Source organism: Microbacterium sp. (assembly GCF_047972865.1).
In the GTDB taxonomy this organism is placed as follows: domain Bacteria; phylum Actinomycetota; class Actinomycetes; order Actinomycetales; family Microbacteriaceae; genus Microbacterium.
Map to the genome: position 1 here is coordinate 48,076 of NZ_JBKEAY010000072.1, position 16,997 is coordinate 65,072.

General features: G+C 70.7%; 13 protein-coding genes. 8 read left to right on the forward strand and 5 right to left on the reverse strand.

The window, feature by feature from the left end; genetic code table 11:
• Positions 1-212 precede the first annotated feature (212 nt).
• The 6 genes from ACK5KK_RS04690 to ACK5KK_RS04715 all read left to right on the forward strand — a co-directional run bounded on the left by ACK5KK_RS04690 (position 213) and on the right by ACK5KK_RS04715 (position 6,834).
• The gene (locus tag ACK5KK_RS04690) at positions 213-1,307 is read left to right on the forward strand and encodes a substrate-binding domain-containing protein (RefSeq protein ID WP_416888931.1); all 1,095 of its coding nucleotides are present in this window, start codon (positions 213-215) and stop codon (positions 1,305-1,307) included.
• A 93-nt stretch (positions 1,308-1,400) separates the two neighbouring features.
• Complete coding sequence (gene ngcE, locus ACK5KK_RS04695) at positions 1,401-2,789, forward strand: N-acetylglucosamine/diacetylchitobiose ABC transporter substrate-binding protein (protein WP_416888932.1); 1,389 nt, start codon at positions 1,401-1,403, stop codon at positions 2,787-2,789.
• A gap of 5 nt (positions 2,790-2,794) precedes the next feature.
• Entirely contained in the window at positions 2,795-3,715 is a 921-nt protein-coding gene (locus ACK5KK_RS04700) for a carbohydrate ABC transporter permease (RefSeq protein WP_416888933.1), read from the forward strand.
• Positions 3,712-4,626: a carbohydrate ABC transporter permease gene (locus ACK5KK_RS04705; RefSeq protein ID WP_416888934.1), complete on the forward strand. Its 915-nt coding sequence runs from the start codon at positions 3,712-3,714 to the stop codon at positions 4,624-4,626. The genes ACK5KK_RS04700 and ACK5KK_RS04705 overlap by 4 nt, the downstream gene beginning before the upstream one ends.
• Positions 4,623-5,633: a hydroxyacid dehydrogenase gene (locus ACK5KK_RS04710; protein WP_416888935.1), complete on the forward strand. Its 1,011-nt coding sequence runs from the start codon at positions 4,623-4,625 to the stop codon at positions 5,631-5,633. The genes ACK5KK_RS04705 and ACK5KK_RS04710 overlap by 4 nt, the downstream gene beginning before the upstream one ends.
• A 100-nt stretch (positions 5,634-5,733) precedes the next feature.
• Positions 5,734-6,834, forward strand: coding sequence for a glycerate kinase (locus ACK5KK_RS04715; RefSeq protein ID WP_416888936.1), 1,101 nt, complete (start codon positions 5,734-5,736; stop codon positions 6,832-6,834).
• Here ACK5KK_RS04715 and ACK5KK_RS04720 read toward each other — a convergent pair.
• Both ACK5KK_RS04720 and pgm read right to left on the reverse strand, forming a co-directional pair.
• Entirely contained in the window at positions 6,824-8,809 is a 1,986-nt protein-coding gene (locus ACK5KK_RS04720; RefSeq protein WP_416888937.1) for a choice-of-anchor K domain-containing protein, read from the reverse strand. The genes ACK5KK_RS04715 and ACK5KK_RS04720 overlap by 11 nt on opposite strands.
• 118 nt (positions 8,810-8,927) lie before the next feature.
• Positions 8,928-10,568: a phosphoglucomutase (alpha-D-glucose-1,6-bisphosphate-dependent) gene (gene pgm, locus ACK5KK_RS04725; protein ID WP_416888938.1), complete on the reverse strand. Its 1,641-nt coding sequence runs from the start codon at positions 10,566-10,568 to the stop codon at positions 8,928-8,930.
• Between the two features lie 120 nt (positions 10,569-10,688).
• Between pgm and pheA the strand changes: the two genes are divergently transcribed.
• Positions 10,689-11,636, forward strand: coding sequence for a prephenate dehydratase (pheA, locus tag ACK5KK_RS04730; RefSeq protein ID WP_416888939.1), 948 nt, complete (start codon positions 10,689-10,691; stop codon positions 11,634-11,636).
• A gap of 7 nt (positions 11,637-11,643) precedes the next feature.
• On the opposite strand, the gene ACK5KK_RS04735 is transcribed toward pheA, so the two are convergent.
• Genes ACK5KK_RS04735 through ACK5KK_RS04745 form a run of 3 tightly spaced genes read right to left on the reverse strand, consistent with a single transcriptional unit; the run spans position 11,644 to position 15,025 of the window.
• Positions 11,644-12,684 (reverse strand): LLM class flavin-dependent oxidoreductase, encoded by a 1,041-nt coding sequence (locus ACK5KK_RS04735; RefSeq protein WP_416888945.1) that lies wholly within the window; start codon positions 12,682-12,684, stop codon positions 11,644-11,646.
• Complete coding sequence (locus tag ACK5KK_RS04740) at positions 12,675-14,039, reverse strand: cryptochrome/photolyase family protein (protein ID WP_416888940.1); 1,365 nt, start codon at positions 14,037-14,039, stop codon at positions 12,675-12,677. Before ACK5KK_RS04740 ends, ACK5KK_RS04735 begins: the two co-directional genes overlap by 10 nt.
• Positions 14,036-15,025, reverse strand: coding sequence for a diacylglycerol/lipid kinase family protein (locus tag ACK5KK_RS04745; RefSeq protein ID WP_416888941.1), 990 nt, complete (start codon positions 15,023-15,025; stop codon positions 14,036-14,038). The genes ACK5KK_RS04740 and ACK5KK_RS04745 overlap by 4 nt, the downstream gene beginning before the upstream one ends.
• A 141-nt stretch (positions 15,026-15,166) precedes the next feature.
• Between ACK5KK_RS04745 and ACK5KK_RS04750 the strand changes: the two genes are divergently transcribed.
• On the forward strand, positions 15,167-16,972 hold the full coding sequence (locus ACK5KK_RS04750) for a PTS transporter subunit IIC (protein ID WP_416888942.1): 1,806 nt from the start codon (positions 15,167-15,169) through the stop codon (positions 16,970-16,972).
• The last annotated feature ends 25 nt before the right edge of the window (positions 16,973-16,997 follow it).

A 16,997-nucleotide genomic window follows, 5' to 3' on the forward strand; every position in this document is an offset into this window, starting at 1 on the left:
CGTGTTGGTGGGTCGTGCACGTTCAACCTAGCGCCCGTCTGGTCGGGTGCACGGTTCGCCGGGAGGACGAACGAACAGTCGGAATGAGCGAAAGTGTGCGAAAAGTGATCAAGTGACCGATCGGCCGATCCCCTCGGGGCTACCGTTAACTCATGTTCGGATGACTGCGCACCTCCCCCGGCTGCTGTCACTGAACGGGTCGAGGAGGAATCATGCGTTCGCGGGAGCGGCGCGAAGTCATCATGCGACTTCTGCGCGAAGAGGGATCTGTCACGGTCGCCGATCTGGCCGAACGCCTTGAGGCGTCACCGGTCAGCATCCGGCGCGATCTCGCCGACCTGGCCGACCAGGGCCACGCTCGGCGGGTGCACGGCGGGGCGGTGGCTGCGGAGGCGCCGCCGGTGGCGCCGCTCGGAGCCGAGCCACCGCACCCGCACTTGCCTCACCGCAACCAGCCGGTGATCGGCGTTGTCGTACCGACCCCGGGGTACTACTTCGCTCGCGTCCTCGACGGCGCCCGGCTCGCGGCGCGCGCCGCCGGCGTGAGGCTGGTCCTTGCGGTGTCGGACTACGACGGTGAGCGCGAACGCGCCCAGATTCGGAGTCTGGTCGAGGTGGGTGCCCGAGCTCTCATCGTCACCCCGGTGGCGACGCCGACCACCGACCCGACCACCTATGATCTGCTGGCGGGCCTGGATATTCCGGCGGTCGTGATGGAGCGTCCCGTCGATGACGCCCACCACATGCTCGACTGCGTCCGCTCCGACCACGGTCTCGGCGCCCGACTCGCGTTCCGGCACCTGCTCGCCGCCGGTCACGAGTCCGTCGCATTGATCACTCGGCCGGCAACGGCCACCTCGCGGTGGCTGGAGGCATCGTTCGACGAGTTCGCGGACCAGTTCGACCAGACGCGATCGGGCATCATCTCGGTCGCGGTCAACGACGCAACCGCGCAATACGATCCCGTCGAGGAACGCGCCGAAGCGGCTTTGACGCAGTGCCTGGAGATGGGTGCGACCGCGGTGCTGATCCACCCCGACGTCGAGGCGATCTCCTTCGCGGAGCAGGCACGCGACCGTGGGGTGGACATCCCCGGCTCGCTGTCGATCGTCGCGTACGACGACGAGTTCGCGGGCATGGCGGATCCACCGCTGGATGCCATCTCGCCGCCGAAGGACTCGGTGGGCTCAGTCACCATGTCGATCTGCCTGGAGCGCATCCGCACCGGCGCGCGTGCGGCGCCGGCGCACGTGACGTTGCCGCCGCAGCTGCTCACGCGGGGTTCGGTCGGCCCGACGGTGCGCTGAGGGTTCGCCCGGACTCATTGACTGTTCGATCATTTGGTCGTACCGTCGAAGTGTCTCCACCCCCCGGGAGGCGGTTCGACTCAAGGAGTTCGCGTGAGCGCCTTGCTGTGTTCCCGTCGGCACTCGTTGCTGACCGGTATCGCCGCCGCAATGGTCATCGCCGTCAGTGCGTGCAGCGCCGCTGCGCCGTCAGAGCCGACGGCCGGCCATCCGGTCGCGGGCGCCTTCGACGCCCCGGCCGACGCACCATTGGAGGTGTTCTTGTTCGAGGGCGGCTACGGCGCCACGTACGCGGACAGCTTCATCGACGTGTACCGTTCCACCCTGCCCGGATCCCGCGTCGCCGTGCATGCGGTGCAGGAGATCGCCACCCAGTTGCAGCCGCGCTTCGTCGCCGGCGACCCGCCCGACGTGATCGACAACTCCGGCGCCGCGATCGAGCTCACCACCCTCGTCGGCAGCGGGCAGCTCTACGACCTCGGCGAGTTGCTGTCGGCCGCGTCGCTCGATGATCCCGGCACGAAGATCCAGGACACCCTCACCGCGGGTGCCGTCGAGACGGGGACCTTCGGCGACCGGTTCGTCGCGCTGCCCTACGTCAACACCGTGTTCGGTCTCTGGTACTCGCAGGCACTATTCGACGAGAAGGGCTGGGAGGTGCCGCGAACATGGGCAGAGTTCCTCGCCCTGGGCGAGAAGGCCGCCGACCGCGGCATCGCCCTGATCGCCTACCCCGGGCAGGCCATCGGGTACGCCGGTGACATGTGGGTGGGACTGGCCGGCAAGGAAGGCGGCATCGACGTGCTGCGCGACCTCGACAACCTCGAGCCGGGGGCCTGGAGCGACCCCGCCGTCGTGGCGGCCTTCGATGCGCTCGCCGAACTCCACGAGCGCGGGATGGTGCTGTATGGCTCGGAGGCGCTGACCCATACCGAGGCACAGACGTCGTTCGTCCTCGGCGAGGCGCTGTTCTACCCGTGCGGCTCGTGGCTGGAGAACGAGATGAAGAAGGTCACCCCGGAGGGGTTCGAGATGGGGGTCGCGCCGTACCCCTTGCTCAGCCCGGATGCCGTGCTCGACGCCAGTGCCGTCGAAGTGACCCCGCGCGAGTTGTTCATCGTCCCGGCCGAGGCGAAGAACCCGCGCGGCGGACTGGAGTTTCTCCGGTCGATGCTGTCGCGACGGGCCGCGCACGATTTCTCCCAGCTGACCGGTGCGCCCACGGTGGTGAAGGGAGCGCTCGACGACGCCCACATGCCGCCGGGGCTGGCGTCGGCGATCGGGCTGATCGACGCCGCCACCGAGACCGATCTGCAGGTTCACTTCCGGGCCTGGTACCCCGATCTGCGCACGGCGTGGTTCGAGGCACTTGCGGACGTGCTCACCGGGCGTGCCGATGCGCAGACGGTGAGCGAGCAGCTGCAGAGGGTCGCCGACGAAGTGCGCGCCGACAAGGACATCGTCAAGTACACGCGGGAGTGATCGCCATGGCACGCGGTCGCACCCGCTTCCTCGTCGCGTTTCTGGCGCTGCCGCTGCTGCTGTACGGGACGTTCGTGCTCTACCCCGCCGCGAGGGGCGTGGTGGTGTCGTTCACGGACTGGAGCGGCTACTCGCACGAAAGTGCGTTCATCGGGTTCGACAACTACGTCGAACTCGTCGGGGACGAGCGGTTCTGGGCCGCGCTGGTGCACAACCTCGTCTACTTCGTCGTCCTCCCGCCGGTGACGCTCGGCATCGCGCTGTTCTTCGCGGTGGTCACCCACATCGCCGGGGGGCGCCGCGGACGCATCGGGCCCGTCGCCGGTTCGAGGTTCTACTCGGTGGTGTTCTTCTTGCCGAACATCCTGCCGCTGATCATGAGCTTGATCCTGTGGCAGTTCATCTTCAATCCGCGCATCGGTCTGCTCAACGCGGTGCTGGAGGCGATGGGGCTGGAGGGATGGGTTCGGACGTGGCTCGGTGACCCGGACACGGCGCGCTGGGCGATCTTCTCGGTTCTGGTGTGGGGCACGATGGGCTTTTTCTATGTCTTCTTCTCGGCGGCGATCTCGGGCATCCCTCGGGACTACCTCGAGGCGGGGCAGTTGGACGGCGCGGGCAGGTTCCGGCTCTCGTTCAGCGTCACCCTGCCGATGATGCGCGAGTCGCTGCAGGTCGCCTGGGTCTACGTCGGGATCTTCGCGCTCGACGTGTTCGCCACGGTCGCCCTGCTCACGCCCAACGGCGGCCCGGACGGGTCGACGGACGTGACCGCCACCTACATGCAGCGGGTGGCGTTCGCGGAAGGGCGATTCGGGTACGGCGCGACGATCGGCGTCGCCCTCGCCGTGATCACGCTGGCGTTCGCGTTCCTCGCGTTCCGTCTCGGCCGGCGCGAGCGGATCGAATACGAGGAGGTCGGATGACGCTTGCCCCGTGCGCAGCGGCCTCCGCCCTGGCCGCGCCATCGCCGCGTGCGCGCTTGCGGCGATGGCGTCCCCTGCGCGCGCTGTCCGAGTCGCTCGGGCAGACGGTCGCCCAGATCTTCCTGGCGCTCTGGGCGGTCATCGCGCTGGTCCCGGTCCTGTGGGCGATGGTGAGCTCGCTCAAGAGCGATGCCGAGATCTTCACCTCGCCGTGGTCGCTGCCCGACCAGCTGCACTGGGACAATTACGCGCGGGCGTGGAACGAGGCGCACCTGGGCACTTTCTTCGTCAACACCGTCGTGGTCGTCGGCGGTGCGCTGGCGCTGACGATGCTGCTGGGCACGATGGCCGCCTACGCGCTGGGACGGTTCGAGTTCCGGTTGAACCGGGCGATCTTCCTGCTGTTCCTGGTGGGGTTGATGTTCCCGATCTTCCTCGCCCTGGTGCCGCTGTTCGACGTCGTCGATCAGCTGGGTCTGCTGGGAACCCGCATCGGGCTGATCCTGGTGCTCGCCGCCCACGACCTCCCGTTCACGGTGTTCTTCCTGGTGGGGTTCTTCCGGGTGCTGCCGCACACCGTCGCGGAGGCTGCGCGCCTGGACGGCTGCAGCCACTTCCAGACGTATTGGCGGGTCATGCTGCCGATGGCCCGCCCGGGGGTGACGAGCGTCATGATCTTCAACTTCCTCGGGCTGTGGAACAACTACCTGCTGCCGCTGGTCCTCAATCCCGACCCGGAGAAGTTCGTCATCTCGCAGGGGCTGGCCTCGCTCGCGGTGTCGCAGGGGTACGCCGCCGACTTCAGCGCCCTGTTCGCCGGGCTCGTGCTCGCCATGCTGCCGATCTTGGCGTTCTACCTCGCGTTTCACCACCAGATCCAGGGCGGATTGACCCTAGGGATACGCCGATGACCCGCCGCCCTGCCGTCGCGTTCGCGATGCTCTCCGAGTTCGTTCCGCAGCTGTTTCCGCCACAGCAACTCGCCCGCCTGCGGCAGTGTGCGACGTTGCTCAGCCCCCGCCCGCTCACCGACCCCCTCGCGCGGGACGAGGCGGTCATCTTCCGGGACGCGGAACTGCTGCTCACCGGGTGGGGTGCGCCCGTGCTCACGCGCGAGGTGCTCGACGTCGCCCCGTACCTGCGCGGCGTGGTGCACTGCGCCGGAACGGTCAAGGGCATCGTCACACCGGACCTGTTCGCCCGCGGCATCGCCGTGACCTCCGCGGCGGGGATCAACGCGTTCCCGGTTGCCGAGTACGCGCTGTCGGCGATCCTCTCCGCGGGCAAGCGGTTGCGTGAGGTGGAAGGGACTTTCCGCCGGGCGCGCGCGGACTGGGACCCCGCCATGTTGCCCGCCGACATGGGCAACCACGGTCGCGTCATCGGGATCGTCGGGGCCTCGCGGGTGGGGCGGCGGCTGCTCGGGATGTTGCGCGCGCACGACTATCACGTGCTCATCTACGACGTGTTCATCTCCGCCTCGGAGGCCTGGGCGCTGGGCGCGCGGAAGGTGGAGCTCGACGAGTTGTGCGCGTCGGCGTCGATAGTGTCGTTGCATGCGCCGGCGCTCCCCAGCACGCATCACATGATCGACGCCCGGCGGCTGGAGCTGATGCCCGACGGGGCGACGCTCATCAACACGGCACGCGGCTCCCTGCTGGACCAGAAGGCGCTGGAGCGGGAGCTGGTGTCCGGCCGGTTGCGCGCGGTCCTGGACGTGACCGAGCCGCAGCCGCTGCCCAGCGACTCCCCGCTGTACGAGCTGCCGAACGTCACCCTCACCCCGCACATCGCCGGGTCGATCGGCAACGAGCTCGAACGCATCGGTGCGGCGGCGGTCGACGAGGTCGCCAGGTACGCCGCCGGGCGGCGGTTCGCGCGCGAGATCGACGCCCACTCGCTGAGCACGCAGGCATGAGCACGCAGGCGTGAGCGCGCAGGCATGAGCGCGCGCGGCGTCGCCTCGTAGGCTACGAGGGGCGCCACCAGGGCGGTGGCCGGCGCGGCGGAGGGCATGAATGCGGGTCGTCAGCGCACTCGACAGTTTCAAGGAATCGATCCCCGCGGCGGCGGCCGTCGACGCCGTCGCCGCGGGGTGGCGGGATGTCGACGCCGCCGCCACTGTGGCCGTCCGGCCGATGGCGGACGGCGGTGAGGGGACCCTCGACGCGTTCGCCACCCTTGACGGCGCGGTGCGACGGACGGTGACCGTGACCGGGCCCCACGCCGGTTCGGTCGCGGCCTCCTGGGTGCTCCTGCCGAGCCGCACCGGAGTCGTCGAACTGGCTTCGACGAGCGGGATCGAGCTGCTCGGCCACGCACGTATGCCGTGGGATGCGGACACCACCGGGTTCGGTGAGACCATCGGTGCGGCGCTGGACGCCGGTGTCCACCGGCTGGTGCTCGGCATCGGTTCCAGCGCCTCCACGGACGGGGGCATCGGCATGCTTGCGGCACTCGGCGCGCGCCTGGTCGACGTCTCCGGTCGCCCGGTGTCTCGGGGCGCACGTGGACTGGAACAGGTGGCGTCGGTCGACCTGTCGGGGCTTCGCGAGCTGCCGCGTGGGGGCGTGCGGGTGCTCACCGACGTCACGAACCCGCTGATCGGTCCGCGAGGCGCGGCCGCGGTGTTCGGACCGCAGAAGGGAGTGCGTCCCGCCGACGTGTCGCGGCTGGATGCCGCGCTCGCCGCCTACGCCGCGGTTGTGGGCGGCGATCCCGCCGCCCACGGGGCCGGTGCGGCCGGGGGGACCGGCTTCGCCTTGCGGGCCTGGGGAGCCGAGCTCGTGTCCGGGGCCGGCGAGGTGGCCGCGCTCGTCGGGCTGCCCGACGCGATCGCCGCCGCAGACCTCGTGGTGACCGGGGAAGGAGCGTTCGACGCGTCGTCCGTGCAGGGAAAAGCGGCGGGCGCGGTCGCCGCGCTCGCCGCCGCAGCGGGCATCCCGGTGGCGCTGGTGGCGGGCCGGGTGGATGCGGGTGCCGACGTGTCGGCGTTCACCGAGGTCGTGTCGCTGTCCGCGCTCGCCGGCAGCGCGGCAGCGGCGCTGGCGCAGCCCGCGCGTTGGTTGCGCGCCGCGGGTGTTCAGCTGGCCCGCGGCGCGCGACGTCTCACGCCCTGATCCGGCGAAGCGCCATCAGCAGCAGACCGGCGGCGACGAGTCCGCCGGCGAGAACCAACGAGAACACGGGGGCGTCGCCGCCGGTAGCCGGCAGACTCGCGGCGGATGTCGCGGTCGGCACCGGGATCGGGGTTCTCGTCGGCGCGGGCGTCGCGGTGGCCGTCGCCGTCGGTTCCGGCGTCGGCAGGACGACGGCGCCGGTCGGCGTCGGACTCGGGGTCGGGGTGACGGCAGGTTCCGGTGGGGGCGTCACCGCAGGTTCCGGTGTGGGGGTGGGTGTCGGTGTGGGGCTGACGGTCGGTTCCGGTGTGGGGGTGACGGTCGGTTCCGGTGTGGGGGTGGGTGTCGGCGTCAGTGCAGTGTTGACGAAGGTGCACGTGACGTCGGCGCCCGCGGCGAGGGTGATGGTCGCGTCTGCGGTGAACGGCACCGGCTTGGCGGTGGCGTACGCGCAGGACAGCTCGGTCAGCTCGTACCCGTTCGGACCGTTCGCCTCGCTCAGCGCATACGTGCCTGCCGTGACGGTTGCAGCGGTGACCGCGTCGCTGCCGGTGAGGCCCGCGATCGTGGTCGGGCCGTCGGCCGCGAGTGTCCACGCGGCGGGGTCGGCGTCGCCGGCGACCGCATTCACGAGCGTCAGTTGCGCGGTCGTGAGTGCCCGGTTCGTGACGGTGCACGACGCAGAGACGCCCGAGTCGAGGTCGAGGTACCCGTCGGCGGTGAGTACCGAGATCCCGTCGCCGTCGACACACGCGATATCGGCCAGTTCATACCCGGCGGGGAGGTCCACCTCGCTCAGGCGGTATAGGCCCGGCTCGACCCTGCCCGCGTCGTGGGTCCCGGTGCCGCCGGTGGTGCTGATCGAGAATGACTGCCCGTTTGTGGGGTCATCGGCGAGAGGGACGAGCGACTGGTCCTGCTCGACCAGCCCGAAAGTGAAGTCGCTGTCGGGCAGGTCTTCCACCGACGCGGCCACGGCGACGGTGGCCGGGGTGAGGGTGCCGAGGATGCACATCTCGTTGTCCGCCCCCTCGGCGGTGTAGATCAGCGGACCATCGATGACGTGCGTCGGGTCGCACCGTCCATCATCGTCGAGCATCGCCCAGCCGGCGATCTGCACCGATACGGAGGTCTGGCCCCACTGCAGGGTCGGCAGTGCGCCGCCGGCGTCACCGATCGGGGAGATGTAGACGCTATCCGCACAGTCGACGCGCCAGGCGCCGGGGGCTTCGGCGGACGGGTAGGGCCCGACGTTGAGGTCGACGGCCCAGGCCGGGACCTGCGGCCGATCGGTCGCTCCGTGCGGGGCGTGCTCGTTGTATTTCGGGTTGCCGAATTCATCGACCGGTGAGAACTCGCACTGAGTGGTGGCAAGGCCGGCGGGCGGTGCGGGGGTGAAGCTGAATCCGTACTTCTCGCCGGACTCCTGGACCTCTATGCGGTAGGAGGCGTGCAGCGTGCCGGACTGCGTGGGATCCCACGGGTCGGTGAACGTGAGGGAGGTGTGCAGATCGGCCCAGTGCATCGAACTTCTCGCGCCGACGGTGCGGTTGTAGTGGAAGAAGCGACCCAGCTCGAAGTACTCGTTCGCGCCGAATGAGGACGACACTCCCGTGAACCCCAGGCCGGACGAATCCGACGGGTTCGGGTTGCACGGAGGGGTGCCCGCGATGGTGCTGCCTGCGCGGAGTTCGTTGTGGGCGCCCGGGTCGGTCCCCTGGTCCGATTCCGCGAGCGGCACGCTGGCCGTGCCGAACGTCACCGGGTCGCCGGTGCCGTAGCGGACGCACGGTGGGGTCGCGCCCCGGTCCGGACGGAGCGGATCGCTGAAGGTGCCGACGGACTCGACCAGCAGCTCGGTGCCGCTGACCGCGGCGGCGCGCTCGCCGGTGGCGGATGCCGCGACCAGGCCGACGGCGAGCATGCCGAGGACGAGCGCGGGAGTGACGAACGCACGGGTGAAGGACGCGGGCACAGTTCTTCCGGGGAGGTTGGCATCGGGTTACCAGAGAAACGATCATAACCGTGGAAACCTGAGCCATCTGAGCGAATGATCACTTCACCCTGGACGGGTTAACGCGCGTCGTGACGGGTCACTCCTTCAGCGCTGCCGTCACGACGGCACGCGCCTCCGCCTGGACCTGCGCGAGGTGTTCGCCTCCCTTGAGCGATTCGGCATACAGTTTGTACACGTCCTCGGTCCCGGAGGGGCGCGCGGCGAACCAGGCGTGCTCGGTCTGCACTTTGAGCCCACCGATGCCCGCGCCGTTGCCGGGCGCGTGCGACAGCTTCGCAGTGATCGGTTCCCCGGCCAGCTCGGTCGCCGTCACCGACTCCGGCGACAGGCTCGCCAGTGCCGCCTTCTGCGCCGGTGTCGCGGGCGCGTCCACGCGCTGATAGGCCGCGGCGCCGAACTGCTCCTCCAGCTCCGCGTAGCGCTGCGACGGCGTCTTTCCGGTGACCGCGAGGATCTCGGCGGCGAGCAGGCACAGCAGGATGCCGTCCTTGTCGGTGGTCCAGACGGTGCCGTCGGTGCGCAGGAACGACGCTCCCGCGGACTCCTCGCCGCCGAAGGCGACCGACCCGTCGAGCAGGCCCGGCACGAACCACTTGAACCCGACCGGCACTTCGAGCAGGGTGCGGCCCAGCGCCGCCGTGACCCGGTCGATGATCATCGACGACACGAGCGTCTTGCCGACGGCGGCGTCGACGGGCCACCCGGGACGGTGCGCGTACAGGTAGTCGATCGCTACCGCGAGGTAGTGGTTGGGGTTCATCAGCCCCGCGTCGGGGGTGACGATGCCGTGCCGGTCGGCGTCGGCGTCGTTTCCGGTGAGGATGTCGTATTCGTCGCGACGAGCCACCAGGGCGGCCATCGCCGACGGCGACGACGGGTCCATGCGGATCTTCTCGTCCCAGTCCAGCGTCATGAATCGCCACGTCGGGTCGACCTCGGGGTTGACGACGGTGAGGTCCAGGTCGTGCAGCTCGGCGATGCGTGCCCAGTAGTCGACCGAGGCGCCGCCGAGCGGGTCGGCCCCGATCCGCACTCCCGCGCGGCGGATGGCGTCGATGTCGATGATCTGTGCGAGGTCGCGCACGTACGCGTCACGGAAGTCGTAGCCGGCGAGCGTGTCGACGTCGATGTCGGCGAAGCGGGTGCGCTGTACACCGGCCAGCCCGCCCTCGATCAGTCGGTTCGCACGCTCGGCGATCCACCCGGTCGCGTCGGTGTCGGCCGGACCGCCGTGGGGCGGGTTGTATTTGAAGCCGCCGTCGCGCGGCGGGTTGTGCGACGGGGTCACGACGATGCCGTCGGCGCGGCCGGCGTCGCCGGCATCCCGGCCCCGGTTGTAGGACAGGATGGCGAGACTGAGCGCCGGCGTCGGCACCCACGAGTCTCGCGAGTCCACGCGCACGTCGATGCCGTTGGCGACGAGCACTTCGATCGCCGAACGTTCCGCCGGTCGTGAGAGCGCGTGGGTGTCGCGGCCCAGGAACAACGGGCCGGTGATGCCCTGCGCGGCGCGGTAGTCGGCGATCGCCTGCGTCGTGGCGAGGATGTGGTCTTCGTTGAAACTCGTCGACAGCGACGATCCGCGGTGGCCGCTCGTGCCGAATGCCACCCGCTGCGCGGGGACGTTCGGATCCGGCTTCAGGTCGTAGTACGCGGCGATGAGCTCGTCGACGTCGACGAGGTCGGATTCTTCAGCGGGGTGTCCTGCGCGACTCATGGGAACCAGTCTGCCTCTTCTGTGGGGGACGGGGAATGCGGGTGGGGGATCCTCAGGGCGAGGTCACGCCCCGAGCCTAGCGAGCCGGAGCGCCGCGGGCACGGCGACTAGGCTGTGCGGGTGACCACTGCCGAGCGCCGTACTTACAGCTACCTGGGCCCCGCGGGCACGTTCACGGAGGCGGCGCTGCGGCAGGTCCCCGAGGCGCGCGGTCAGATCTGGCATCCGGTCCGCAATGTGGGCGAGGCACTCAGCGGCGTCGTGTCGGGTCGCTCGGATGCCGCGATGATCGCGATCGAGAACTCCGTCGACGGCGGGGTGTCGACGGCGCAGGACGCGCTGGCGACGATGCCGGGCGTGCGGATCGTCGGCGAGTACCTCGTTCCGGTGAACTTCGTGCTGGTGGGGCGGCGCGGCACGCGACTGGGCGACGTGTCGCTCGTGGCTGCGCATCCGGTCGCCTACGCGCAGTGCCTGCAATGGCTGACCGCGACCCTTCCCGAGCACTCGCACCTGCCCGCCGCGAGCAACGTCGCCTCGGCCGTGGGACTGGTCGATGGCTCCAGCGACGCCGACGCGGCCATCGCGCCCCCCGGCATCCTCGACCACTACGACCTGGACCTGCTCGCCGAGGACATCGGCGACAACTCGCGCGCGGTCACCCGGTTCGTGCTGGTGGCCCGCACGGTGGCGCCGCCGGCGCCGACCGGTGCCGACAAGACCTCCCTGATCGTCGAGTTGCCCGAGGAGTATCCCGGCGCGCTGATGGAGTTGCTGGAGCAGTTCGCCACCCGCGGCATCAACCTCTCGATGCTGGCCTCCCGCCCCATCGGCGACGCCCTGGGCCGGTACCGGTTCGTCATCGATGCCGACGGCCACATCCACGACGAGCGCGTGGCCGACGCCATGCTGGGGTTGCGACGGTTCAGCCCGCGGGTGATCTACCTGGGGTCGTACCCGCGCGCCGACCGGCAGGTCGTGCACTACCCGGACCGCTACTCCGACGACGTGTTCGTCGAGGCGCGCGACTGGCTGCGCGGGCTCCTCTCCGGCGCACCCGAGTCCTGACGAGCGCTCACGCAGCGAGCAGCTCGAGGGTCTGGATGCGGCCGGAGGCGGCGTCGAGGGGCTCGGTGTCGCGCGCGGCGGCCACCGGCGAGATCATCACCTCGTCGACACCGTGCGCCGCGGCGAAGCGCGCCACCCGGTCGCGCACATCGGGGCCGGTGCCGATGAACCAGCGCCGGCGGATGCCGTCGAGCATCGGGCCGGCCAGCCCGTCGGACGCCTCGGCGGCGGCGGCCTGTTCCACCGTCTCCAGCGGCACCAGCGGGCGGTTGCCGCGCAGCCGGGCCATCATGCGCGCCTGCGGCAGCATGCGGGAATCCGCTTCGTCGTCGGACGCCGCCGCCACCGCGTTGGCGGTGAGGAACGTGTGGGGCGCGTCGAGCGTCTCGCTCGGCTGGAACTGCGATCGGTACAGGTCGAGGGCGCGCTCCAGTCCGTCGCCGGAGAAGTGGTTCGCGAACACGTACGGCAGGCCGAGGGCCGCCGCCAGCTGCGCCGAGTAGTCGCTCGATCCCAGCAGCCACAGCTCCGGGGTGCCCACGGCGGCCGGCGTGGCGTGGACGTCGTACGTGCCGCCGGAGGTGAACCGCACCGTCGCGCCCTCCGCGGTCAGCAGCGACGCGATGTCGCGCACGTTGTCGGGGAACCGGTCCACATCGCCGGTGGTGCCGGACTGGCGCAGCAACTGGGTGATCACCGGGTCGCTGCCCGGCGCTCGCCCGAGTCCGAGATCGATGCGGCCCGGGGCGAGGGCCTCGAGGGCGGCGAACTGCTCGGCGACGATCAGCGGTGCGTGGTTGGGGAGCATGACGCCGCCGGAGCCGACCCGGATGCGGTTCGTTCGCGCCGCCGCGGCCGATACCAGCACCGGCGGCACGGTCGAGGCGACGGCGGGCATGTTGTGGTGTTCGGCGAACCAGTACCGACGGTAGCCGAGGTCGTCGGCGCGGCGGGCCAGGTCGAGCGACGCGGCCATCGCCTGCGCGCTGGTCTGCCCGGTGCGCACGGGAACGAGGTCGAGGACGGACAGGGCGATGCTCACGCTGATTGCAACCGGCCCGCCGCTCCCGGCATTCCGCGGCGCATGCTGTCGTACGCGGCCAGTGCGGCCTGCCGGGTGGCGCGCAGGTCGACGATCGGGGGGAGAGATGCCGGAGCCGCCGCCCACCGGGCGACATACGCGCCGTCGGGGTCGAACTTCGTGCGTTGCAGGTCGGGGTTGAACACGCGGAAGTACGGGGCGGCGTCGGCGCCCGACCCGGCCACCCACTGCCAGTTGAACGGGTTGGCGGCCGGGTCGGCGTCGACGAGCGTGTCCCAGAACCAGGTCTCACCGTGTCGCCAGTGCACCAGCAGGTTCTTCACGAGGAACGACGCGGCCACCATCCGCACACGGTTGTGCATGAACCCGGTGTGCCACAGCTCTCGCATCCCGGCGTCAACCAGCGCGATTCCGGTGGAGCCGCGCTGCCAGGCGTCGCGGGCCGCGGCGGACGGCTCCGGCCAGGGGAACCGGTCGAACTCGGGCCGGAGGTTGCGGGTCGCCAGGTCGGGGGCGTGGAACAGCGTGTGCCAGGCGAACTCGCGCCACCCGAGTTCGCGCAGGAACGTGGCCGGGGCCCCGGCGGCGATCGCGGCGTGCCACACCTGGTGCGGGCTGAGCTCACCCCACCGCAGCCGCGGCGACAGCAACGAGGTGGCCTCGGCGGCGGGTTCGTCGCGGGCGCGGTCGTAGCCGGCGCTGTCTTCGTCGAGGAAGGTGCGCAGCCGATCGTGCGCGGCGGGCTCCCCCGGGCTCCAGCGCTTGCGCAGGCCGGCCGCCCAGTCGGGGCGTTGGGGGAGCAGGTCCCACGCGTCCAGGTCGTCGCTGCCGACCTCAGGCGGCGGGGCCGGCATCTCGGCCGGTTCCGGCAGGGGCCTGCGCGGCGGGGGCGCGGCCAGACAGGCGTTCCAGAACGGGGTGAACACGGCGTACGGGGTACCGGCGCCGGTGCGCACGGTCCACGGTTCGTGCAGCAGGGATGCTGCGAACGACATCGCTTCGAGTCCGTCGGCGCGCAGACGCGCCTTGATGCCGGCATCCACCTCTCGTTCCGGTCCGCCGTAGCGGCGGTTCCAGAACACCGCCGACGCGCCCGCCTCGTGAACGACGTCGGGGACGACGATCGCCGCCGGACCACGGCGGAGCACGAGCGTGCCGCCGCGCGCGGCGAGGGTCGCGGCGAGCGCGGTGAGGCTGCCGTGCAGCCACCAGCGCGCCGCGCTGCCGAGGGGACGGATGCCGGGGGACTGCTCATCGAGCACGAACAGCACGACGACCGGTTCGCCGCGGGCCACGGCGGCGTGCAGTGCCGGGTTGTCGGCGATCCGCAGGTCGTCGCGCAGCCAGACCAGTGACGTCACGAGGCGGCCTCGGCGGGGAGGGCGACGCGCAGCGCGCCGGGGGCCACTCGCACGCGCAGGTGGGTCGCTTCGCCGAAGGCGTCGCCGTCCAGCTGCACGGGGTGCGGGCCCTGCGCGGCCACGTCGATGCCCGCGCCGCGCGCGTAGCGCACGGTGTTGTCGCGGGTGCGCAACCGCAGGATGCGGCGGCCGGCGCGGAACCGGCGCAGCACGCTGTTGTCCCACGCGACCCGGCGCCACACCAGCAGCCAGCCGAGCGGGGTCTTGGGCTGGAAGACGGCGATGTCGAGCTGCCCGTCGGTGAAGGAGGCCTCCGGGATCAGTTCCAGCCCGGCGGGCAGCGAACCGCAGTTGGCGAAGACGACGCTGTGGATCTGGGCGCGCAGCATCCGCTGTCCGGGCAGCTGGAAGATGATGGGGAACGGCCGGGCGCCCACGAGCGACTTCGCCGCACCGTCGACGTACGCCACCCAGCCGACACGTTTTTTCATCTTGCCGCTCGTGTTGGCGATCATCTGTGCGTCCAGGCCCATGCCGCCCATCACCACGAACGCGCGCTCCTCGGTGTCGCCGTCGGCGCGGGTGAGCTTGGCGAATCCGACGTCGATGTCGCGGGTGCGGCCGGCGAAGGTCGCCCGCACCATCGGCCCGGGGGATTCCAGCGGGAGGCGCAGGTTGCGCGCCAGCAGGTTGCCCGTGCCGCTGGGGATGATGGTGAGGGGGATGCCGGTGCCGGCCATCGCCTCGCTCACGGCGCGCACGGTGCCGTCGCCGCCGGCGACCAGGACGGCATCCGGCCGGCCGGCCAGCGCCTGCCGGGCCACACCGTCGCCGAGGTCGTCGACGGTCGTCTCGAAGAAGTCGGGCGGGTCCCAGCCGTTGCGCTCCGACTCGGCGCGGACCAGCCGGCGCAGCGCCGGTCCGTCGGCCTTCACCGGGTTGTAGACGACCGCCGCCCGGTGTGGGCGGGGCGGGGATTCGTCCATTCCTTCACGATAACCCCGCGTCGCCCCCGGTTCGTCAGCCTGCGCGTTGCACAGATGAACAGGACGAGTGAGCAGGTGGTGGACAATCGAGAGAGTGGTCTATACCATTACGGCGGTATAGACCACTCGGAAGGAGTCGACATGGATGTCGCTTTGGACATCGTCCAGACCATCACGGACAACCTGTTCAGCCAGGTTGCGCTGCTGATCGGGATCATCGCGCTGATCGGCCTGCTACTGCAGCGCAAGCCGGTGGAGGAGGTGGTGGCCGGGAGCCTGCGCGCGACGATCGGCGTCGTCATCCTCAACATCGGCATCGACATCTTCGTCGGCGGCTTGCTGAGCTTCCAGGCCATCGTCTCCAGCGCCGTCGGCCTGCAACCGCCGACCGCGGCCTCGAGCCTGGCCGAGTTCACCGCCGGTGCCGGATCGGTCGTGCCCGTCATCATCGCGGGTGGGTTCGTCGTGCACCTGCTGCTGGTGCGCATCTTCCCCGCCGCGCGGTTCGTCTACCTCACCGGCCACCTCATGTACTGGATGGCCGTCGTCATCGCCGCCAGCTTCGTCGAGGCCTTCGGCGACGTCGACCGGTGGACGCTCGCCGGGGTGGGCGCGATCGTGATCGGCTGCTACTGGGTGCTGCAACCGCTGTGGACCGAGCCGCTCATGCGCAAGGTGATGGGTGACGACTCGGTGGGCCTGGCCCACACCACCTCGACGCTCGCCGTCGCGACCGGGTACGGTGCCCGCGCGCTGCGCCTGGGCGACCCGGTGCGCCACAACGCCGAGAACCTCACGCTGCCGAAGGCGCTGTCGTTCTTCAAGGACATCAACGTGTCCACGGCGTTCGTGATCGGCGTCATCATGCTCGTCGCGATCGCGTTCGCCGACCCCGAGGTCGTCAGCGCGCAGATGGGCTCCTCGACGGTGCTGCCGTGGGTGTGGGGGCTGCTGCAGGCGCTCCGGTTCGCCGCCGGTATCGCGATCCTGCTGTTCGGGGTGCGCATGTTCCTCGCCGAGATCGTGCCCGCGTTCAAGGGACTGTCCGAGAAGGCGCTGCCGGGGGCGCGCCCCGCGCTGGACATCCCGGTGACGTTCACCAGAGCCCCCACCGCCGTGATGGTCGGCTTCCTCACCTCGTCCGTCGTGTTCCTGCTGCTCATGGGCGTGTTCGCCGCCGCCGGCTGGTTCGTGCTCGTGCCGCCGATGATCATGCTCTTCTTCGGGGGCGGTGCCGGCGGCGTGTTCGGCAACGCGGTCGCCGGTTGGCGCGGGGCGGTGTTCGGCGGTGTGCTCAACGGCATCCTGCTGGCGTTCGGTCAGTGGCTGTCGTGGCAGCTCTACAGCGGCACGGCACCCGAACTGGCCACGCTCGCCGACCCGGACTGGTTCGCCGTGGGGTGGTTGCTGATCGGGGCCGGTGCGCTGCTGTCGCCGCTGGGCGCCGGGGCGATCTGGGTGATCGCCGGCGGCGTGCTGGCGGTCACCGTGGTCGTGCTGCTCGTGATGGGCCGCACCCGCACCGCGCCCGCGGCCACCCACGTCGACGAGGCCGCGCCCGTGGCCACGTCCCCCGTGTCCGGCGCCCGCGCGACGGCGATGGCGGGTGCCGCGCCCGGCGGCGCCGCCCCAGGGGCGGGTGCCCGCGCGGATCGTCCGAGCCCGATGGTCGTGCTCGCCGTGTGCGGTGCGGGCATGGGGTCCAGCCTCATCCTGCGCACCACCGCCGAGAAGGTGCTGCGCGAGATGGGCGTGGAGTTCACGATCTCCCACACCGATGCCGGATCGGCGCGCGGCATGACGGCGGATGTCGTCGTGGCGCAACCCACCTACCTCGACGAACTCGGCGACCTCGCCCCCGTCATGGTCCCGGTGACGAGCTTCATCGACGCCGCGCACGTGCGGACGCGGCTGACCGAGCACCTGGAGGAGAAGGGATGGCTGTGACCGACGACCTCTCGGCCTACGTCGC